Source organism: Kribbella sp. NPDC005582 (assembly GCF_040605415.1).
Classification (GTDB): Bacteria; Actinomycetota; Actinomycetes; order Propionibacteriales; family Kribbellaceae; genus Kribbella.
Genome location: NZ_JBEXCU010000003.1, coordinates 105585 through 125852, shown reverse-complemented (window position 1 = coordinate 125852; position 20268 = coordinate 105585). Strand labels below are relative to the sequence as shown.

Genomic DNA, 20268 nt, shown 5'->3' with positions numbered 1-20268 from the left:
TCCCCACTCGTTTCGACTGGTTCGAACCTACGGAGAGTCGCAGCCTGTCCACATCGACCATCCGGGTGACGCCCTGGATCCCCTATCCGGCGTAGAGCCTCGCCAGCGGAGCTCCGACGAACACCCCGGCGAGCGCGCCGACCAGCATGAACGGGCCGAACGGCACCATCTGCTTGCGCGTCATCACCTTGGCCGCGATCAGCACGACGCCGACCACCGCGCCGAGGAAGAACCCGCCGTACAGGCCGCTGGCGAACTCGCCCCAGCCGAGCCAGCCGAGCGCCATCCCGAGCAGCCCGGACAACCGCACATCGCCGAACCCGACTCCGCGCGGAAACGCGAACCACAGCAGGTAGAACACGCCGAACCCGATCAGCCCCGCGATCGCCGCTCGGCGCAGCGACCCCCAGTCCCCAGATTCCAGCGCCGCGCCGACCAGCGCCAGCGCGACCACGCCGTACGTCGGCCAGATGATCGCCGACGGCAGGAAGCGCGTCCGCGCGTCGATGTAGCCGAGCACCGCCCCGGCCACGGCGAGCAGCAGCCACGCCACCAGCGCCGGATCGGTTCCCAGCATCCAGCCGAGCAGTCCGCCGGAGACAGCAGCCAGCGCACCACACCAGTACGCCGCGCGCGGGCCGGCGAGGTCGGCGTACTGGATCTTGGTGTCGCCCTCCTCCAGCACGGGCTCGGGAATCCGGCGCATCAGCCACGGGCCGAGGACGAACGCCGCCGGCCCGCAGAGGACCACTCCGGCCCCTGCGGCGAGCAACGCGTTGTCAGCCGGCACGGTTCCGGAGCCTAGACCGCACGCGGAACAGGACAAAACCCCCGAGCGCCACGATGAGGACCAGTACGCCGAACGTGCTCCAGCCGGGCTCGTTCCGGGTGATGTAGCGGACCCGCTGGAACGACTCGTCCGTGGCCGCCTGGGTGAACGTGAAGTCGGAGGTGATCCGGCTCGGCTCGGGATAGTTCACCCGGTACGCCGTGAGGTAGTTCGCCGGCGCGGCGAGGGCAGGGTCCTCGGCGGGACCGGCGTACAGCAGTTCTGGCTGCAGTCCGGCGACCGGGAGCGTGCTGGCGTCGAGGCGGTGCTCGGCCGCGACGTACACGGTCACGCGCTGCGGAGTGGTCGCGCCTTTGCTCAGCCGCATCGGGTAGACGACCTTGTCCGAACTGAACGACAACCGCAGCGGCGGCGTCTCACCGGCCAGGCTCGCGTCGGTGCGCTGCGGGGCGAGCTTCACCGCGACGATCTCCCAGCCCTCGGTCAGGTACGGCGCCAGGTTGGTCGCCAGCGAGTCCGGTACGACGTACCCATTCGTGCCGAGCCAGCCCGTGACCGCGGCCGCACCGCCGGTCAGGCGGGCGATCTGGAACGGGCCCAGCGTCATCTGCTCGTGCACGTTCACGCCGCCCGGAGCGGCGCCGGCCGAACCGCCGTCCTCCCGGAACAGGTCGAGCCCGCGGAACGGCCAGTACGTCGTCCGCCGGACGACCTTCGGCAGGATGATCCCGTCGAGCCGCGAGAACAACTCCGCGTCGCCCAGCTCGACCTTCGCCGGAGCCGGCGTCGGCATGATCCAAGCCGCCTTCTTCGACGATCCGTTGACCGCCATCGAGAGCGTGATCTCCTCGGTGCCCTGGCTGTGCCGGACCAGCGCCTGCTCGCCGTACACCCTGGCCCGCGACTCTGCATCCGGCAGATAGCCGCCACACGCGCACGCCCAAGCAGGCGTCACCCCGGCCGCCACGAATCCGAGCGCCAGCATTCCTGCGATCCCCCGCCATAGCTTCATGGCGGGAGACTAGCTAGACGAGGGTGTACGGAGTGTGGAAAAAGCCGTTCGGGTCGTACTTCTTCTTGACCGCACGCAGCCGGGGCAGGCTGCTGCCGTAGTACGTCGCGACACCGCGCCGGGCCTCGACGTAGTTCGCATAGCCGCCGGACGAGAACGACCGGACCGCGCCGTGCCCGTTGTCGATGAAGGTCTGCGCGGCCTTCAGCTGGGCGGACGTCGGGTGTGCGGCGGTTCCGACGTACCACTGGATGACGCCGAGGGCGGAGCGCCACGGCCAGGCGGTGCCGCCGGCCGGCTCCTTGGCGGCCTGACCGCCGAGCGGGTCGATGATCGCGGCCGCCGGGAGCTTGGATCGCGCCGCGGACTTGACCGCACCGATCAGCGCGCTGATCGACGTGGAGTTCATCGGCGCGCGCAGTACGTCGGAGCCGGCCAGGAAGCCGGTGCGCGGGCTGGTGGTCCCGCCGCCGAGGTACTTCACCGCCTCCAGGTGCGTCTTCACCGTGATCGAGCGGGTGGTCGCCTTCGACCCGACGAACGACTCGAGCTGCGCGGCCGCGGCCGCCGCGTTCCCGGTGGTGGAGATGCCGAGCACGTGGACCGAGACGGTTCCGTTGCTCTTGGCATCGAGATGCAGGTTGCCCCACGCCGTACTCGGGGCGTGCTGGACGAACTTCTGCCAGCCGGCCACCACCGCCGCGGCCTTCGCCTCCGGCCAGGTCAGCCGGAAGAACCCGAGCTTGGGGCCGGGAATCGTGGCGAACTGGAACGACGTGACGACGGCCAGGTTCCCGCCGCCGCCACCGCGCAGCGCCCAGAACAGGTCCGGATCGGACTTGGTGTTGATGACGCGCGCCTTGCCGTCGGCGGTGACCACGCTCATCCCGACCAGCCGGTCACAGGTCAGGCCCCAGGCGCGGGTGTGGATGCCCATCCCGCCGCCGAGGGTGAGCCCGGCGACGCCGACGGTCGGGCAGGTCCCGGTCGGCAGCGATCGGCCGTACTTGTCGAGGAACGCATGCACGTCGTACAGGCGTGCGCCGGCGCCGACGGTCAGTACGCCGTTCTTCGCGTACGTCATGCCGCGCAGCGCACCGAGGTCGAGCTGGATGCCCTTGCTGATCACCGAGGCACCGACGTACGAGTGACCGCCGCCCTTCGGGACCAGGACGAGCTTGTTGTCCCGGGCGAAGTTGATCGTGCTGATCACGTCGGCGGTCCGCGCGGCCCGGACGACCGCGGCCGGCTGCACGGAGTCCCAGCGCGGGTTGAAGAGTTGATGGGCCGCGGCGTAGCCGGACGTCGAGGGCATGAACAGCTTGCCGCCCTGCAGCGATCTGGACAGCCGGTTCCAGTTCGGCGCGGCGGCCGTTCGCGCCAGCGCTTCCGGAGCGGCAGCGGTCAGTGCGGCGGCGGCAACGGCGCCCTTCAGAACAGTACGACGGTCAAGCTGGCTCACGATCGTTGAGCTCCTCACGCGCTGCGGCCCTCATGGCCGCCAGCGGTGCGGGCGACCTACCGGTCATCATCTCCACCTGGAGAGTCGCCTGGTGCACGAGGAGATCAAGCCCGTTCAACAGCTCGGTACCGATCCGGTGCGCCGCGATGGCGAGCTGGGTCGGCCAGGGGTGGTACGCCACGTCGAACACCACCGGGGCGACGTTCGCGAAGTGCTCCACCCAGGGATCAATTGCTCCACCAGGCACTGTTGAGACGCACAGATCGAACCCTCCGGTTCGCTCGATCTGGGAAAAATCCGCAACCGAAGTCCGGAGTCCCAGTTCGGCGGCGAGATCGAGCAGCCGGTCGGCCCGCGATCGGTCGCGGACGACGATGGTCACCTCGCTGACCTTCATGCTCCGCAGCGCGGCCAGCGTCGACGCGGCCGTCGCTCCCCCGCCCACCACGAGGGCGGAGTCCGCCACCGTGATGCCACGCTCGGCGAACGCGTTCACCAGCCCCGGTACGTCGGTGTTGTGCGCCGACCGCGATCCGTCGGGCTCGAACAGCATCGTGTTCGCGGCGCCGATCAGCTCCGCGACCGGATCCACCGTGTCGACGAGCTCGAGCGCGACCCGCTTCAGCGGCATCGTCAGCGACAACCCGCGGACGTCGTCACCCAGCGACGCGACGAACCCGCGCAACTCGTCCTCGGCCACCTCGAACGCGTCGTACCGCCAGTCCAGCCCGAGTTCCGCGTACGCGGCCCGGTGCATGGCCGGCGACAGCGAGTGCGCGATCGGCGACCCGAGCACGGCACAACGGGTCATCAGCAGCGGCCCTTGTTGGCGGCACACCACGCTTGCAGCTTCTGGACGTTCGCCTGGTGCTCGACGTCGGTCGTCGCGAAGGCGGTCTCGCCGGTGTCCAGGTTGACCAGCGTGAAGTACATCCACGGGCCCTTGGCCGGGTTGATCGCCGCGCGCAGCGTGTCCTTGGTCGGCGAACTGATCGGGGTCGGCGGCAGGCCCTTGAACTTGTAGGTGTTGTACGGCGAATCGGAGTTGCGCTGCTCGTTGGTCGTGAAGACGCCGCCGCCGCGGCCGACCGCGTAGTGCACGGTCGAGTCCATCTGCAGCTTCCGGTCGGCCTGCAGCCGGTTGTAGATCACCCGGGCGACCTTCGCGTAGTCCTGCTTACGGTTGGTCTCGCCCTGGATGATGCTGGCCACGATCACCGCGCGGTACGGATCCAGGTCCTTGCTCTGGGCGGTCTTCACCAGGTTCAGCGCCGCCGCGTTCTTGGCGTACTCCGCGGTCATCAGCTTGATCATCGAGGTCGCGGTCGCGCCCTTCGGCACGTCGTACGTGCCGGGGAACAGGAAGCCCTCGGGGTTGCCGTGCGCGTAGGCGGGCAGGCCCAGCGAGGCCGGCTTGCCCATCGCCGCGGCCGCCGCGCCCGCGGGCAGCTTCAGCTTCGGGGCCTCGAGGATCTTGATCACCTCGGCCTTGGTCTTGCCGGCCGGGACGCTGAACCGGAGCACCTTGATCGACTCGGCCGTGTTCAGCATCAGCTCGAGCGCGGCCTTCGCCGACATGTGCTTGCGCAGCGTGTACGTCGCGGCCTGGATCTGCAGCGAACGGCTGTCGTTGCGGGCCACCCGCTCGAACGCCTTCGCGCTCTTGACGACTTCCTTCTTCTCCAGGGTGTCCGCGATCGAGGAGTTGCTCTGCCCCGGGGTGATCTCGACGGTCACCACGCCGGTGCCGTCCCCCTCGTAGTCGGGGGCCGCGAAGACCTTCTCCAGCGCGTCCTTGCCCTTGCCGAAGCCGACCACCGCGCCGCCCACCAGGGAGCCCACGACCAGCAGCGAGATGATCACCGCGAAACAGCCGAAGCCCCGCCGGGCCCGCTGCTTGCGGCGGTTCGCGCGCCGCTCGGTCCGGCTCTCCGGCCGCAGCCCGAGGTCCAGGTCGTCGTCCACCGACGGTTTGCTCACAAGGCCCTCCCCGGTGGGTTCCCGGTCTCCCGCTCGAGGTCGAGCGCATGTTGCAGGATGACGACCGCCGCGGCCTGGTCGACCACCGCGCGCCGCTTGGTGCCCTTCTTGCCGCGCTCGCGCAGCATTCGCTCGGCGGTGACCGTGGTGAACCGCTCGTCCACCAGGCGCACCGTCAGCTGCGCGTTCCCCGCCTGCACCAAGTCCTGCACCTGTTTCGCCGTCTCCCGGATCTTCACCGCGGCCGGCCCCTCGCCCCCGGACAGGGAGCGTGGCAGGCCGATCACGATCTCGAACGCCTCCAGTTCGGCGGCGAGTGCCGCGATCCTACCCAGATCACCGGGCCCCCGGCGGACGGTCTCCACCGGGGTGGCCAGGATTCCGTGCGGATCGCTGCTGGCGACGCCGATCCGGGCGTCTCCGATATCCAGCGCGATCCGCACGCCTCGCCTCATGGTCTAGCCCGTGACCAGGTGACCGACGGTGTACTCGACGGCGGCCAGCGCGGCGTCCGCACCGGACGCGTCGGTGCCGCCACCCTGCGCGACATCGGCCTTGCCGCCGCCCTTGCCGCCGAGCTTCTCGGCGGCGACGCGAACCAGGTCACCGGCCGACAGCCGCCATTCGCGGGCGGTGTCGTTCAGCGCGATCACGATGCCGGGCTTGCCGTCGTTGACGCTGAGGACGGCCACCACGGCCGGCTTGTCCTCGCCCATCCGGCCGCGGATGTCGAGAGCGAGCTTGCGCAGGTCCCCGCCGTTCACGCCGTCGGGCGCCCGGTGGCCGACGTACTGGACGCCGAAGACGTCCTTCGGGCTGCTCGCCAGCTCGGCCGCGGCCTGCAGCACCTGCGCGGCGCGGATCTGCTGGAGCTCCTTCTCGGCCGCCCGCAGACGGTCGGCCAGGTCGGCTACCTTGGCCGGCAGCTCCTCCGGACGGGCCTTCAGGTTCTCGCTGAGCAGCCGGACCAGCGCGCGCTCCTTGCCGAGGTAACGCAGTGCTTCCATGCCGACGAAGGCCTCGACGCGGCGCACACCGGCGCCGACCGAGGACTCGCTGGTGATGGTCAGCGCGCCGACCTGCGACGAGTGCTTCACGTGCGTGCCACCGCAGAGCTCACGCGACCAGGGGCCGCCGATCTCGACGACGCGGACCTGCTCGTCGTAGGTCTCGCCGAACAGTGCCAGCGCGCCCCACTCCCGAGCCTCGGGCAGCGTCATGTACTGCGCCGCGACCGGCAGGTCCTGGCGTACGGCGAGGTTCGCGACCTCTTCGATCTCCGACCGAGTGGCCTGGTCCAGCGCCGACGACCACGCGAAGTCGAGCCGCAGGTAGCCGGGCTTGTTGTACGAACCGCTCTGCAGCGCGTTCGGGCCGAGCACCTGGCGCAGCGCCGCGTGCACGACGTGCGTACCGGAGTGCGCCTGGCAGGCCGAGACCCGCCAGTCGTGGTCGACCTCGGCGTGCACGTCGAGGCCCGGGCGCAGAACGCCCTCGACGACCTCGACCTTGTGCACGATCAGGCCCTTGACCGGCCGCTGGACGTCGAGCACCTTCAGCTTCACGCCATCGGCCAGGATCAGACCCTCATCGGCGATCTGGCCGCCGGACTCGGCGTAGAACGGCGTCTTCTCGAGCACGACCTCGACGGTCTCGCCCTGCTCGGCGGCGTCGGCCACGACACCTTCACGGAGCAGACCCCGGACCTGCGAGTCGGTGCTCAGCTCCTGGTAGCCGGTGAACTCCGTGACGCCTTTCTCCCGCAGCTCGCGGTAGCCCGACGTGTCGGCGTGCCCGGCCTTCTTGGCCCGCGCGTCCGCCTTGGCCCGGTCGCGCTGTTCCTTCATCAGCGCCCGGAAGCCCTCGGTGTCCACGTTCAGGCCCTGCTCGGCGGCCATCTCGACGGTCAGGTCGATCGGGAAACCGTAGGTGTCGTGCAGCTGGAACGCCTTCGCGCCCTCGAGCTGGTGCGCGCCACCGGCCTTGGTCTCCTTCACGGCGACGTCGAAGATCGTCGTACCGGCGGTGAGGGTACGGCGGAACGCCTCCTCCTCCGCGTAGGCGACCTGGCTGATCCGGCCGAAGTCGGCCTCCAGCTCCGGGTACGACTTCTTCATCTGCTGCAGGCTGACCGGCAGCAGCTCGACCAGGCTCGGGTCCTCGTAGCCCAGCAGGCGCACCGAACGGATCGCGCGGCGGAGCAGCCGGCGCAGGACGTAGCCGCCCTGCTCGTTGCCCGGGGTGACGCCGTCGCCGATCAGCATCAGCGCACTGCGGACGTGGTCGGCGATCACCCGGAACCGGACGTCGTCGACCGGGTCCACGCCGTACTTGCGGCCGGTCAGCTCGGAGGCCTGCTCGATGACGGGGAAGATCTCGTCGATCTCGTACATGTTGTCGACGCCCTGCAGCAGGTACGCGACGCGCTCGAGGCCGAGACCGGTGTCGATGTTCTTCTTCGGCAGCTCGCCGAGGATCGGGTAGCCGTCCTTGCCGCCGCCCTCGCCGCGGATGTTCTGCATGAAGACCAGGTTCCAGAACTCCAGGTAGCGGTCGCCCGCCTCCCAGTCCCGGTCGGCGCCGAACTCGGGGCCGCGGTCGATCAGGATCTCCGAGCACGGGCCGCAGGGGCCGGGGATGCCCATCGACCAGAAGTTGTCCTTCATCCCGAGCCGCACGATCCGGTCGTCGGGCAGGCCGGCGACCCGCTTCCAGATGTCGATCGCCTCGTCGTCCTCGTAGTACACCGAGGCGTAGAGCTTGGACTCGTCGAAACCGTAACCGCCGTCGGCCTGCGACTTCGTGACCAGCTCCCAGGCGAACTGGACGGCCTCCTCCTTGAAGTAGTCGCCGAAGGAGAAGTTGCCGTTCATCTGGAAGAACGTGCCGTGCCGGGTGGTCTTGCCGACCTCTTCGATGTCGAGCGTCCGCACGCACTTCTGCACGCTGGTCGCCCGCGCGTACGGCGGGGTCTGCTGGCCGACGAAGTACGGCACGAACTGGGCCATGCCGGCCACGTTGAACAGCAGGTTCGGGTCCGGCGACGGCAACGGCGCACTCGGCACCACCGTGTGGCCGCGGTCCTCGAAGTAGCTCAGGAACCGCCGCCTGATCTCACTGGTTTCCATGGTGTTACCGGTAGTCCTCACGTTCGTTGCCCGCTGCGTCGATCCCCAGCGCGTCTTTGAGTTCTGCTTCTCGCTCGGCCATGCCCTCACGGACCTGGTCACCGAAGTGCCGGATCGCGCTGGCGAGCTTCGCCGCCGACTCCTGCACAGCCTCCGGGGCGAGCACCTGCGCACGCTTCTTCAACCGGGTCACCGCGTAGACACCCACGGCGATCCCGACGATCAGCCAGAAGATCCGCTTCACCGCTTCCGTGCCTTCCGCTCGGCCTTCATCTCGTCCTTCACCCGGCGGCTCACGTCACGTCGCTGGCTCTCACCGAGCGCCTTGCGCACGCCGTACGTGAACGCCGCCGCCTTCACCAGGGGGCCACCGGCCGTCGCCGAGAACAGCGACACCAGCGCGGCCGCGTTGGTCGTCACAGTGGTCGCGTTGTCGGTGATCGTGTCCACCTTCGCCAGCTGCGCGTTGGTCGTGGCCACCGTCGTGGTGACCTCGCCCAGCAACGGCACACTGGAGTCGGAGACTCCCTTCACCATGATCCGGGTCTCGTCCAGCACCTTGCCCAGCTTCAGGATCGGGTAGGCGAGCAGGGCTACCAGGATCAGCAGCGCGAGAGCTGCTATCAGCCCCGCGACTTCACCGACGCTCATGGAAAACGATCCACCTTCCGTTGCGACCACGTGGACCGCACGACCCTATCGCGCGCCCATACCGCACAACCCTTCAGGACACCATCCCCCACATAACAGTCCCCCACCAAACCGGGTTACCCCGTCGGTGACGGAGTGCTCGCGGTCGGTGCGGGCGTCGGCGAACTCGGGGCCGGAGCCGGGGTCGGAGTTGGCGTTGGGGTCGGCGTTGGCGTTGGCGTTGGACTCGGGGTAGATGGTGGCGTGGTTGTTGGGGCCGGGCTGGGCGTCGCCGGGGCCGGCGAGCTCGTTGTGGGACTGGGAGTTGGCGTCGCGGCGGTGGTCGCTCGTGGCCCGGGCCGGCTTTCGGGGACGGAAGCCGTCGTACGGTGAGCTGTCGGCGGTACGACGGCCGTCGTACGGCGAGGTGTCGGCGCCAAGGGTGGTTCTGGCGTACTGCGCGGCACCCACGGCTGAATCGGCCGGCCGACCGGGAGCGACGGCCGCGCACCTTCTCGCGACGGCGCCGAACTCCGCGCGATCGACGGCAGCGGAACCTGCGGCCCCGGCTCGTCCCCCGCGAACGGGAACATCAGCCACCCGCCGGCCGCAGCGACCGCCCCCGCGGCGATCACCCCCAGCGCCACCACCGGCGAACGCCGCCGACTGTGCCGTGCACCGGACTTCCGAACATGACGACCGAGGTTGAACACACAAAACCCTTCACCCCCAGGCCGCCTGCAGCCTACCCAGCCGCTTCAAGCCCTACCGTGGCGACGTGGCGATCGAGTACATCTTCCAGCTCTGCACACCGACACCTGTGGGGGCGATCAGAGGGTTGCTCGGGCCGGAGGAGCCGACGTCGACCGGGTTGCGGATCACCGTCCGCCCGGACGGACGCGCCAGCTTCGTCCTCGTCGAACCCGAGATCTCGGTCGGGTTCCGGCTCGACAAGTTCACCGAGCCCGAGCCGCAGTACGCCGAGATCGCGGCCCTCGTCGTACGGGTGCTTGAAGCGGAGCCGGGCGACGCCGTACTGCAGCAGGACTTTGAGCGGATCCTGCTGCTGCGGCGCGGGCGTGAGTTGCTGGTGTCTCCGTCGTTCTGGGCGCCTGAGGTGTTGCCGTGGGAGTTCACCGAGCGACTGATGCCCTACCCGGAGGATTACTAGTCGAAGGTGACGATGAGCTGCTGCACGTGGCCGTCGGCGGTCCAGCCCAGCTCCATGAGGCCGGTGCCGCCGTCGGCCCACTGGAAACGACCGGTGTCGTCCAGCAGCGTCATGGTCTCGGTGGGTGGGTTGGCCGCGTAGGCGGCGGCGATCGCCCTCCGGCCCTCGAAGGGGCCTGCTGGTACGCCGACGAAGGTCATCCGGGCGTCCGCGGCGAAGCGGTCCGCGAACGTCTCCCAGTCGCCGGTGGTGACAGCGTGGTTGAAGGCCGCGACGTGGTCGGCGAGGCTGGTCATTTGCGGTTCCGGAGGATTTTGCGGATCGCGTCTACGCGATCCGCGTACGCGGCTTCGCCGCCGCGGCGGGTGGGCGTGTAGTAGTCGGTACCGTCGATGACGTCCGGAGCGTACTGCTGAGCGACGACGCCGCGAGGGTCGTTGTGCGAGTACTGGTACGACGAGCCGTGGCCGATCTTCTTCGCACCGGCGTAGTGGGCGTCGCGCAGGTGCGACGGAACGGGGCCGATCTTGCCGGCCTTCACGTCGGCGATCGCGGCGTCGACGGCGGTGATGACTGAGTTCGACTTCGGGGCCAGGGCGAGAGCGACGACGGCTTGAGCCAGGTTGATCCGGGCCTCCGGCATCCCGATCAGCTGTACGGCGTCCGCCGCGGCGACCGCGACGCCGAGCGCGGTCGGGTCGCCCATCCCGATGTCCTCGCTGGCCGAGATCACCAAGCGGCGGGCGATGAACCGTGGGTCCTCACCGGCCACGATCATCCGCGCGAGGTAGTGCATCGCAGCGTCCACGTCCGATCCGCGGATCGACTTGATCAGCGCCGACGCCACGTCGTAGTGCTGGTCGCCGGCCCGGTCGTACCGTACGGCGGCCTGGTCGACCGCCGTCTCCAGCGTCTCGAGGTCGATGGTGGAAGCCTCTTTGGCCCGAGCACCACCAGCAGCAGCTTCCAGATACGTCAGTGCCCGGCGAGCGTCGCCTCCAGCCATCCGCAGCAGATGGTCCCGCGCGTCCTCGGCCAACTCGAACTCACCGTTCAGACCGCGCTCGTCGGTCAGCGCACGCGTCAGCAACTCACCGATGTCGTCGTCGGTCAACGACTCCAGGGTCAGCAGCAGGCTGCGGGAGAGCAGCGGGGAGATGACCGAGAAGAACGGGTTCTCCGTGGTCGCGGCGACGAGCGTCACCCAGCGGTTCTCCACCCCGGGCAGCAGCGCGTCCTGCTGGGCCTTCGTGAAGCGGTGCACCTCGTCGATGAACAGCACGGTCTCGACCGCACCACCCGGCCGGGCGAGATCGCGCCGGGCGCCGTCGATCACCTGGCGCACGTCCTTCACGCCGGCCGTGACCGCGGACAGCTCGACGAACTTGCGGTTCGTCTGGTGCGAGACGACGGCTGCGATCGTGGTCTTCCCGGTCCCCGGCGGTCCCCACAACAGCAGCGACATCGGCTGGTCGCCCTCGACCAACCGCCGCAACGGCGACCCCGGCGCCAGCAGATGCTGCTGCCCCACGAGCTCGTCGAGGCTGCGCGGGCGCATCCGCACAGCCAACGGCGCCGCCGTGTGGTCGACGTCAGCCAGGCTCCCGCCACCCCTCGCAGGCGCAGGAGCTCCCGGCAGATCAAACAAGCCCTCACTCACAAGACGAGAGCCTACCTACCTCAACGGACAGTTACTTCTTGCTGTCCTTCACATCGTCGGCATCGTCCGAGTCGTCCGCCTCGCGGAGCTCCTCGGGCAGCTCGTCCTCGTCGAACTCCTCGGGCAGGATCTCCTCGGCCTCCGCGCCGGACTGCGGGCGGATGGCGTTGCGGAGGCGGCCGAGGATCCGGTCGGCCTCGGTGCCGAAGGGGTTGTCGTTGACGAGATATGTCCAGGTCGCGGTGGGACGCGGTACGCCGGATGCCGCCTCGTCGAGGCCGGAGTCGGTGATGGTGGCCTCGGCGAAGGTCTCGGCGGCCTCGTTCCACGCGTCGGCGATGAGCGTGTCGAAGGACGCGATCGCGGACTTGTTGAACTCGTCGATCGGCTTCATGTGCACGATGCCGCCGGCCAGCGAGCGCAGGTGGATGCCTTCGCGCAGGTCGGCGAGGTAGGCCAGGTGGTCGGTCCAGCGCCGGTCCAGGTGGTGCAGGGCGATCCGCCGGGCGGCGTCCTTGACCTTCTCCTCGCCGTGCTCCTCAACCAGCTCGTCGTACTTCTCCTTGACGCGCTCGGAGAGCTCGGTCGCGGCGAGGTCCTCGGTCAGGACCTTCTCGCGGGTGTCGAGCAGGATCGAACGCTGCTGGCCGGTGAGCCGGTGGTACTGCCAGGTGGTCCGGTGCAGCTCGGCGTTGGCGCCGTCGGCGACCCGCTGGGCGTGGTCGAGGATGCCGAGCGACTTGCGGTCGGTGAGCCGGCCGGTCTCGTCCGGGTGCGGGCGCAGGCCCGACGAGACGGAGTACCGGACGACGAGCTCGTCACCGAGGCTCGCGAAGAACAGCGAACCGCCGGGGTCGCCCTGACGGCCGGCGCGGCCGCGCAGCTGGTCGTCCAGCCGGCGGGACGCGTGCAGGCCGGTGCCGACGACGTACAGGCCGCCGAGCTCGATCGCCTTGTCCTTGTCGTGCGACTCGTCCTTGCCGCCGAGCCGGATGTCGGTACCGCGGCCGGCCATCTGCGTCGACACGGTCACCGTGCCCGGTACGCCGGCCTCGGCGATGATCGACGCCTCTTCGGCGTCGTTCTTCGCGTTCAGCACGACGTGCGGGATGCCGGCGGCCTCGAGCTGGTCGCTCAGCTGCTCGGACTCCTCGACGCTGTGGGTGCCGATCAGGATCGGGCGGCCGGTCTCGTGCACCTCGGCGATGTGCTCGACCAGAGCGGCGTTCTTCTGCTTGACGGTCAGGTACAGCCGGTCGACGTCGTCCTTGCGGATGTTCGGCTTGTTCGGCGGTACGACGGCCACCTCGACGTCGTAGAACTCCTGGAGCGACTCGCCGACCACGACCGCCGTACCGGTCATGCCGCAGAGCGACTTGTAGCCCTTGATCAGCGCCTGCACGGTGATGCTGTCGAGCACCTCACCGGAGTCGCTGACCGGGACGGCCTCCTTCGCCTCCACGGCGGCCTGCAGACCGTCGGGCCAGCGCTGCAGCTTCGCGATCCGGCCGCGGTTGTTGTTGATCAGGCTGACCTTGCCGTCGCGGACCAGGTAGTCGACGTCCTTGCGCAGCAGCACCTCGGCGTGCAGCGCGACATTGATCTGGGTCAGCCGGTCGAGGTTCTCGTCGTCGTACAGGTTGAAGGCGGGGCGCTCGGCCTCGGGCTCGGCTTCGGCCTTGTCCTCGGTCTCGTCCTCGGCTGCCTCGTCCTCGGCTGCCTCGTCCTCGACGACGGCCGCAGGCTCGGCCGCCGCCTCGGCCTCGGCGATGCGCTCGCCGAGCAGCTTCTCGACCTTGTCCGTGCCCGCGTCGGTCAGTGCGACCGTGCGGCCGTCACCGTCGATCTCGTAGTCGACCCCCGCGCGCAGCGTCCGGACGATCTGGACGATGTCGTCGTCGAGCTCCTCGGTCCGGGTCGCGCCGGCGAGCACCAGCGGCACCCGGGCCTCGTCGATCAGCACCGAGTCCGCCTCGTCGACCAGCGCCACGTCCGGCTCCGCCGTGACCCGCTCGGAGACGTCGTTGACCAGTCGGTCGCGCAGGACGTCGAAGCCCACCTCGCTGACCGGTACGTAGCAAACCTCAGCCTGGTACGCCGTACGCCGCTCTTCCGGCGTGGACGCCTGGCCCACGTGCGAAACCGTCACACCGAGCAGCTCGTAGACCGGACCCATCCACTCCGAGTCACGGCGAGCCAGGTAGTCGTTGACCGCGAGTACGTGCACCCGGCGGCCGCCGACCGCGTACCCGGCCGCGGCGAACGCACCGGCGAGCGTCTTGCCCTCACCGGTCGCCATCTCGACCACGCGCCCCTGCAGCATCGCCAGCGCACCGACGATCTGGCCGTCGAACGCGCGCTCACCGAGCGTGCGCCGGGCCGCGTCCCGGGCCAGCGCCAGAAACTCGATCTGCTCGTCCTCGTGCAGCCCACCGGTGGTCCGCAGGTCGGCGACGGCCTCGGTGAGTTCCTCGTCGGTCAGCGCCTGGACGGACTCCTCCGCCTCGGCGACCAGTTGCGAGAGCCGGTCGTACGGGCCCAGGTCGATCGAGCCGGGGCGCTGGAGCAGACGACGAAAGCGCGAGGTGATTTTCAGAGCCATAATGACGGCAACGTACAGCCTGACCGTGTCGTTCCGCCGACCAGGTCAGCGTGTCTCGGGACTCCACTCGTACGGCGTGGTGGTGGTGACGCCGTGCAGGCCGAGTTTCTGCAGGATCGGGCGGGAGTCCTCGGACGCGTCGACGCGCAGAAATTCGTAGCCGCGCTCCTTGGCCAGCCGGGCCCGGTGCACCAGCAGCGAGCTGTAGAGCCCGCGCCGCCGCCACTCCGGCAGCGTGCCGCCGCCCCACAGACTGGCGAAGCCCGTGCCCGGGTGGAACCGGATCCAGGCCGCGGAGACGACCGGACCCTCCGCACCGCGCAGTGCGTCCTCGATCAGGAACACCGACAACCGCTCCGGGAACATCCGCGCCTCACCCGCCAGCCGCTCCTCCACCCCGGCCAGCCCGTTGTGCCACAGCGAGTCCATCAGTACGGCGATCCGGTGGAAGTCGCTCGGCCCGTCGGCCTCCCGCAGTACCGCCTTCGACGGCAGCGCCGAGGGCCGCTCGATGATCCGGTCGACCTCACCGAGGATCAGCGTCTCCGGATCCTCCTGAGTGAAGCCCGCCCGAACCAGCCGCTCACCAAGGTCGGCCGGCTCGTCGTACGCGTAGGTCTTCCATTCGAAGGACAGCCCGCGCTCTGCAAAGAACGCGAGTTGGGCAGCGATCACTGCATCCGGATCGTCCCCCAGCCCCCGCGGTGTCTCGACGAAGCCCGCGCCGTCCGGCCCCTCGACGTACGACCTGTGCACGAGACCGTCGTGCTCGACCTTCCAGCCGGGGATGGTGTCCGCGTCCGGCAAGCGGATCCGGCGGTGGAACACGTCGAGCAGCTCCTCAGGCGTCATCTTCGCAGTCAACCAATCTGGTCCTGCCTGCGTCCAACGAGTAAGTCCTGAGAGGGGGACCATCATGAACATCCACCACATCCCCACGAAGACGATCCTCGCCGCACTCGCGGTGGCCGCATTGCCCGCGGTCGCACTGGCTGCTCCCGGCTCGTCCCCCGCCCCTCAGACCCTGTCCGTCTCCTGCCCGTCCGGCTGGGGGTCGCTGCCCGAAGCGAACGCCCGGATGGTCCAATCCCCGGCAGTCGCCGTCCGCACCGGCCGGCACGCCTGCTTCGACCGGCTGGTCGTCGACCTGCAGGGCCGATCCCCCGGGTACGACGTTCGCTACGTCAGCACCGTCACCCGGGACGGCTCCGGCTTCCCCGTCCCGCTCCGCGGCGGCGCGAAGCTGCAGATCATCGTCCGGGCGCCGTCGTACCGGTCGATCGCGGCTCCCGACGTCCGTGGCTACGACACCTTCCGGCAAGTCGCGTACGCCGGCAGCTTCGAAGGCCAGACGACACTCGGTCTCGGGGTCCGGGCCCGGCTGCCGTTCCGTGTCACCACGGTGGCCGGACCGGGCTCGAGCTCCCGTCTGGTGGTGGACGTCGCCCACCACTGGTGACTTACGGCAGGACGCGGTTCATCAGGTCGAAGAACGCGTTGGCGAGCACCAGTTCGTAGCGGTCGTCGAGCAGGCTGGCCAGCTCGGCGATGTCGGACGGTGTCCAGTTCCAGGCGTTGATGCCGCCAGAGATGAACAGGGGCTTTGATCCGTCCCACTTGGCTACCTGTGCGTCCAGGGCGGCCTTGTACTCACCGGCTTTACCAGGTGCACCCCACTGGCCGGCGATCGGCAGACCGCCCTTCCGGACGGCGAGCAGGTCGCCGTCCCAGGTTTGCATGATGCCCTTCAGCGGTGTGTACTTCGCGAAGCCGGCAGCGATCTCCTCCGAGAGCACGACCCACTTGTCGTTCTCGCGGTGGCTGTACGAGTACACCTGATCCATACCGGTACGGCGCAGCTGTGAGCCGGTCAGTTTGAGGAACTGCGTGAACTCGCTGGGCACCCACGAGCCCGGGTAGGTGTAGCCCGCACCGGACGGTCCGCAGACCAGCAGGTCGTTGGCCGTCGCGGTGCGCTGGAAGTGACTGAACAGACCCGGACCGGTCTCCAGGAGCATCGGACTGATCGTCCAGTTCGCGGGAGCCTCGCCACGCTTCGGGTCGTCCCACAGATCGCGCATGTGGCGCTGGCAGTACTGGATGTTGTCGCCCTCACCGAAGGTCAGCGTCAGATAGACCTTGTTCTTCGGCTTGGTGATCCGCCGGACCGGACGGACCTTCTCCGAGATCGGTGCGGTGAAGCCGGCGTGCACAGAGCCGTTCATGTAGAAGTCGGCCGCGATGACCGGCGACCCGCCCTTCGACGCGAGGTCGACGCCGTCCCACTCACCGGAGACGTCGTTCGCGAACCACCCCATGTACGGCGCCAGTGTCGGCCACTTGGCGAAGTGCTCGGTCAGGAGCGCCCCGGTCTCGCCGCCCGGCGGCAGCCAGCTCACCAGGGCTTTGGTGGCCACCACGTAGTCACGGAAGTACGCGAACGGTTCGATCCGCGTGGGCGCGGTGTCGGTGATCGAGACCAGGTACTGGTTCCACATCGTCACGGTCACCACGAGGGACGTCGTACCGGCGGGTGGGTCGAAGGCGTAGATGTAGTAGCCACCGCCGTCGCTGAAGCGGTTGGCCTCGCCGCCGATGCTGGAGTTCGCGCCGTCGAACAGGTACTGCGCCTCCTCCGGCGTACCGGGTTTGAAGTGCGCGATCTCGACGCCGTTCGCCTTCACCCACACCTCGGAGACCGACGGACCCCAGCCGTCGTCACCGAACGAGTCCTGCCAGCGCACGTACACCTTGCCGGCGCCGAGCTTGGCCGACACGTCCAGGTCGTAGTTGCGACGGTTGGACGAGTCCCGGATCTGGCGGGTCTCGCGGGCGATCTCTTGCCACTGCACGTTCTCGACCGCGACCACGCGGGTCGGCGGCAGGCCGGCGAGCAGCTTGTGGGTGACCCGCGGAAACAGGTTGTCCAGCTGCCACCGGTAGGTCTTCACGCGGTCGCCGTCGAACTTCCCGCGCAGGTCCTGCACGATCTTCAGGCCGTGCGCCTTGGCCTGCGCGGCATCCGCCACGACGCAGTCCTCCAGCCCCGCCAGCGTCGTCGCGACGTTGAGCGAGTCCGGTACGGCGGGGTCGTAGACGATCGCGCCGCGGACCCGGTGCCGGTACTTCGCCACGAGGTCCAGCGGGTTCTTGTACAGCGTCGTCGGCAGCCGCATGTCGGTCAGCCACTTGCTGTCCGGCGTGCTCTGGGTGCCCGTGTCGAAGAGGAAGTACAGCTCGGGCTTCGCGCGGTTGACGATGCCTTGCAACGTTGTCAGCAAGGTCTGGTCCTGACCGCTGAGCTTGCTGGCATCGCCGTACCGCAGGTGCGTCGGGCGGCTGAAGGCCGGCAGCAGCCGGGCGGGGCTGCCGGACGTCGATGGAGCAGCATTCGCAGTGGCAGCAAGGCCCGGAACCAGTCCGAAGCCACCCGCCGTCACCGCACCGCTGCCCGCCAGGAACGTTCGTCTCGAGACCATCGTGACCACTCCCCTGTCGCTGACATCGATGTCAAATCTGGCCGGACAGTAGCAATCGGGTGAGAGCGTGTACAGAGCTCGTTACAACGTTGCGCTGAGTATTTGGAATCGTTTCCGGGAGATCGGATCTCTACCAGGCCTGGCGCAGGATCTCGGTCGCCTCCGGCAGACTGATCCCGGCCTCCCGGGCAGCCCGAACCAGCGCGGTCGCCGCGGCCCGCGTCCCCGCGTCATTGGTGTGGCTGCGCGACGCCAGCACGAACGTCCCGTTCCGGCCGCGGGTCTCGATCATCCGATCTGCCTCGAGCTCCTTGTAGGCGCGCGCCACCGTGTTCACCGCCAGCCCCAGCTCACCCGCCAACTGCCGAACCGTTGGCAACCGCGTCCCCTGCGCCAGCTCGCCTCGCCGGATCAGCCCGTCGATCTGGTCCTTCACCTGCTCGTACGGCGGCTGCGCGGCCGCCGGGTCCACGGTGATGTTCATCGGGACAACGTAGCGGCGAATCTTTGGCAGCATGTCGATCAACGGGTCCGCGAGTTCGTCGTACGGGTAATGGGCCGGAGAGCAGGCCCCGACGAGATGGAGCTAGCTGATGAAGTACATGGTGCTGATCTTCGGTGACGAGAGCCAGTGGGCCGCGATGGGACCGGACGAACGCGCGAAGATCGACTCGGCTCACCGGGAGTTCGCCGCCAAGGCAGGCGCCGGGGTGCTGGCGAGCGGGGAGCTGCAGCCGCCGCAGACCGCGACGACGATCCGGTCCGGCGACACCGGGAAGGTCGTGATCACCGACGGGCCGTTCCTGGAAGCCAAGGAGGCGATGGGCGGGTTCTACCTGCTGGAGGCCGAGGACCTCGACCAGGTGATCACACTGGTCTCCGGCCTGCGCGAGGTCCATGTCGGCCACAGCGGCGTGGAGATCCGCCCGCTGGTCAACCACGGCTGACCCGGGATGACCGAGGTGGTACCGGCCGGCGTCGTGGCCGAGGCGGTCGCGTCCGCACACCGGCAGGAGTGGGCGCGTGTGCTGGCCGTCACCGCCAGGCTGACCAGGGACCTGGACCTGGCCGAGGAGTTCACCCAGGACGCCTTCGCGCAGGCGCTGAAGTCGTGGCCGACATCCGGCATCCCCGACCGGCCCGGCGCGTGGCTGACTCTCGTCGCGCGCAACCGAGCCACGGACCACCTCCGCCGCGAGGCCCGCGCCCGGCACTCGCTTGGGCTTCTCGTCCCTGAAGACTCGGTCCCCGGGCCTGAAGAGATCCTCGAGGACGACCGCCTCCGGCTGATCTTCACCTGCTGCCACCCGGCACTGGACCGCGACGCCCAGGTCGCGCTGACCCTGCGACTGGTCTGCGGCCTGTCCACCGCCGAGGTCGCGCGGGCCTTCCTGGTCCAGGAATCCACCATGGCGGCCCGAATCACCCGCGCGAAGAAGAAGATCGCCGCCGCCGGAATCCCGTACCGCGTCCCGCCGCCGGACCAACTGGCCGACCGCCTCGGCGCCGCCCTCGAGGTGACCCACCTGATCTTCACCACCGGCCACGCGCCGCCGTCAGGCTCGCAACTCGTCCGCCAGGACCTCCTCGACAGCGCCATCAGCCTCGCCCGCATGCTCCGCCTCCTCATGCCCAGCAGCCCCGAGACCAGCGCCCTACTAGCCCTGCTCCTGCTGATCGAAGCCCGCTCCGCGTCCCGAGTCGACTCCGCCGGCCGCCTGCTGCGACTCTCCGAGCAGGACCGCAGCCGGTGGGACCGCGCCCTCATCACCGAAGGCGTCGCGGCCCTCACCGACGCCCTGAGCCGCGCCGCGCCTTCCCGCTATGCAGTCGAGGCCGCACTGGCCGCCGTACACAGTGAAGCGCCGTCGTGGGAGCAGACCGACTGGACCGGCATCATCGCCCTGTACGACGTACTGCGCGCCTCGTGGCCGTCGCCAGTCGTAGACCTCAACCGAGCCGTAGCCATCGGCCTCCGCGACGGTCCAGCCGCCGGCCTCCGCGAGCTAGAACCCCTCACCGCCGAACCAGCCTTGGCCGTGTACCACTACCTCAGCGCCATCCGCGCCGATTTCCTCAGCCAACTCGGCCGAGTCCCCGAAGCGATTGCCGCCTACGAAGAAGCTTTAGCCCTTGCAGACAACGAGGTAGAACGAGCCTTCCTCCAGTCCCGCCTCGCCGCCGTACGCGACGCGTAACCGCGCGCACGCGCGTTGATGGTCGCGGCGGATGTCACTACAGGCCGTGCGACGCGTCCTCGAAGGCGGCGATGAGTACCTCGCCTGGGAAACACAGCCTGGCCGGAGAAGCAACCGGTTGTGCGCGTCAGAGTCGGCTGCGCACAACCAGCGATT

20 protein-coding genes are annotated in these 20268 nt (G+C 69.2%); 4 read left to right on the top strand and 16 right to left on the bottom strand.

The annotated features are described in order from the left end of the window. Positions 1-82: 82 nt before the first annotated feature. The 10 genes from ABZS29_RS18480 to ABZS29_RS18435 are packed head-to-tail and all read right to left on the bottom strand — an operon-like array spanning position 83 to position 9473. Positions 83-790, bottom strand: coding sequence for an A24 family peptidase (locus ABZS29_RS18480; protein ID WP_355463395.1), 708 nt, complete (start codon positions 788-790; stop codon positions 83-85). Further along, a complete protein-coding gene (locus ABZS29_RS18475; protein WP_355463393.1) occupies positions 780-1802 on the bottom strand; it encodes a DUF2330 domain-containing protein in 1023 nt (340 codons plus the stop codon). Before ABZS29_RS18475 ends, ABZS29_RS18480 begins: the two co-directional genes overlap by 11 nt. A gap of 13 nt (positions 1803-1815) precedes the next feature. Next, on the bottom strand, positions 1816-3264 hold the full coding sequence (locus tag ABZS29_RS18470; RefSeq protein ID WP_355463391.1) for an FAD-binding oxidoreductase: 1449 nt from the start codon (positions 3262-3264) through the stop codon (positions 1816-1818). After that, positions 3251-4075 carry a shikimate dehydrogenase gene (locus ABZS29_RS18465; protein ID WP_355463389.1) on the bottom strand — a complete coding sequence of 275 codons (825 nt, stop codon included), beginning with the start codon at positions 4073-4075 and terminating at the stop codon, positions 3251-3253. The genes ABZS29_RS18470 and ABZS29_RS18465 overlap by 14 nt, the downstream gene beginning before the upstream one ends. Then, positions 4075-5244 carry an endolytic transglycosylase MltG gene (gene mltG, locus ABZS29_RS18460; RefSeq protein WP_355463388.1) on the bottom strand — a complete coding sequence of 390 codons (1170 nt, stop codon included), beginning with the start codon at positions 5242-5244 and terminating at the stop codon, positions 4075-4077. The genes ABZS29_RS18465 and mltG overlap by 1 nt, the downstream gene beginning before the upstream one ends. Then, the gene (ruvX, locus tag ABZS29_RS18455) at positions 5241-5699 is read right to left on the bottom strand and encodes a Holliday junction resolvase RuvX (RefSeq protein ID WP_355463386.1); all 459 of its coding nucleotides are present in this window, start codon (positions 5697-5699) and stop codon (positions 5241-5243) included. Before ruvX ends, mltG begins: the two co-directional genes overlap by 4 nt. 3 nt (positions 5700-5702) lie before the next feature. Then, positions 5703-8372 (bottom strand): alanine--tRNA ligase, encoded by a 2670-nt coding sequence (alaS, locus tag ABZS29_RS18450; RefSeq protein ID WP_355463384.1) that lies wholly within the window; start codon positions 8370-8372, stop codon positions 5703-5705. Positions 8373-8376: 4 nt separating this feature from the next. Further along, entirely contained in the window at positions 8377-8616 is a 240-nt protein-coding gene (locus ABZS29_RS18445; protein WP_355463382.1) for a DUF6167 family protein, read from the bottom strand. Beyond that, positions 8613-9023 carry a DUF948 domain-containing protein gene (locus ABZS29_RS18440; RefSeq protein ID WP_355463380.1) on the bottom strand — a complete coding sequence of 137 codons (411 nt, stop codon included), beginning with the start codon at positions 9021-9023 and terminating at the stop codon, positions 8613-8615. The genes ABZS29_RS18445 and ABZS29_RS18440 overlap by 4 nt, the downstream gene beginning before the upstream one ends. Positions 9024-9068: 45 nt before the next feature. Next, positions 9069-9473: a hypothetical protein gene (locus tag ABZS29_RS18435; RefSeq protein ID WP_355463378.1), complete on the bottom strand. Its 405-nt coding sequence runs from the start codon at positions 9471-9473 to the stop codon at positions 9069-9071. Between the two features lie 307 nt (positions 9474-9780). Between ABZS29_RS18435 and ABZS29_RS18430 the strand changes: the two genes are divergently transcribed. After that, positions 9781-10173, top strand: coding sequence for a SitI3 family protein (locus ABZS29_RS18430; protein WP_355463376.1), 393 nt, complete (start codon positions 9781-9783; stop codon positions 10171-10173). Here ABZS29_RS18430 and ABZS29_RS18425 read toward each other — a convergent pair. Genes ABZS29_RS18425 through ABZS29_RS18410 form a run of 4 tightly spaced genes read right to left on the bottom strand, consistent with a single transcriptional unit; the run spans position 10170 to position 15287 of the window. Next, the gene (locus ABZS29_RS18425; RefSeq protein ID WP_355463374.1) at positions 10170-10469 is read right to left on the bottom strand and encodes a nuclear transport factor 2 family protein; all 300 of its coding nucleotides are present in this window, start codon (positions 10467-10469) and stop codon (positions 10170-10172) included. The genes ABZS29_RS18430 and ABZS29_RS18425 overlap by 4 nt on opposite strands. Continuing rightward, entirely contained in the window at positions 10466-11833 is a 1368-nt protein-coding gene (locus tag ABZS29_RS18420) for a replication-associated recombination protein A (protein ID WP_355463373.1), read from the bottom strand. Before ABZS29_RS18420 ends, ABZS29_RS18425 begins: the two co-directional genes overlap by 4 nt. A gap of 31 nt (positions 11834-11864) precedes the next feature. Next, complete coding sequence (locus ABZS29_RS18415) at positions 11865-14435, bottom strand: accessory Sec system translocase SecA2 (protein WP_355463372.1); 2571 nt, start codon at positions 14433-14435, stop codon at positions 11865-11867. Positions 14436-14480: 45 nt separating this feature from the next. Further along, positions 14481-15287: a GNAT family N-acetyltransferase gene (locus ABZS29_RS18410; RefSeq protein ID WP_355463370.1), complete on the bottom strand. Its 807-nt coding sequence runs from the start codon at positions 15285-15287 to the stop codon at positions 14481-14483. A gap of 64 nt (positions 15288-15351) precedes the next feature. On the opposite strand from ABZS29_RS18410, the gene ABZS29_RS18405 reads away from it, so the two are divergent. After that, a complete protein-coding gene (locus ABZS29_RS18405) occupies positions 15352-15894 on the top strand; it encodes a hypothetical protein (RefSeq protein ID WP_355463369.1) in 543 nt (180 codons plus the stop codon). Between the two features lies 1 nt (position 15895). Here ABZS29_RS18405 and ABZS29_RS18400 read toward each other — a convergent pair whose 3' ends face one another. Both ABZS29_RS18400 and ABZS29_RS18395 read right to left on the bottom strand, forming a co-directional pair. Continuing rightward, positions 15896-17914 (bottom strand): GxGYxYP domain-containing protein, encoded by a 2019-nt coding sequence (locus ABZS29_RS18400; protein ID WP_355463368.1) that lies wholly within the window; start codon positions 17912-17914, stop codon positions 15896-15898. A 130-nt stretch (positions 17915-18044) separates the two neighbouring features. Further along, a complete protein-coding gene (locus tag ABZS29_RS18395; protein WP_355463367.1) occupies positions 18045-18398 on the bottom strand; it encodes a GntR family transcriptional regulator in 354 nt (117 codons plus the stop codon). Positions 18399-18507: 109 nt separating this feature from the next. Here ABZS29_RS18395 and ABZS29_RS18390 point away from each other — a divergent pair, with 109 nt between their 5' ends. Next, a complete protein-coding gene (locus ABZS29_RS18390) occupies positions 18508-18861 on the top strand; it encodes a YciI family protein (RefSeq protein WP_355463365.1) in 354 nt (117 codons plus the stop codon). 6 nt (positions 18862-18867) lie between these two features. Further along, positions 18868-20112, top strand: coding sequence for a sigma-70 family RNA polymerase sigma factor (locus ABZS29_RS18385; RefSeq protein WP_355463363.1), 1245 nt, complete (start codon positions 18868-18870; stop codon positions 20110-20112). Positions 20113-20268: the final 156 nt, after the last annotated feature.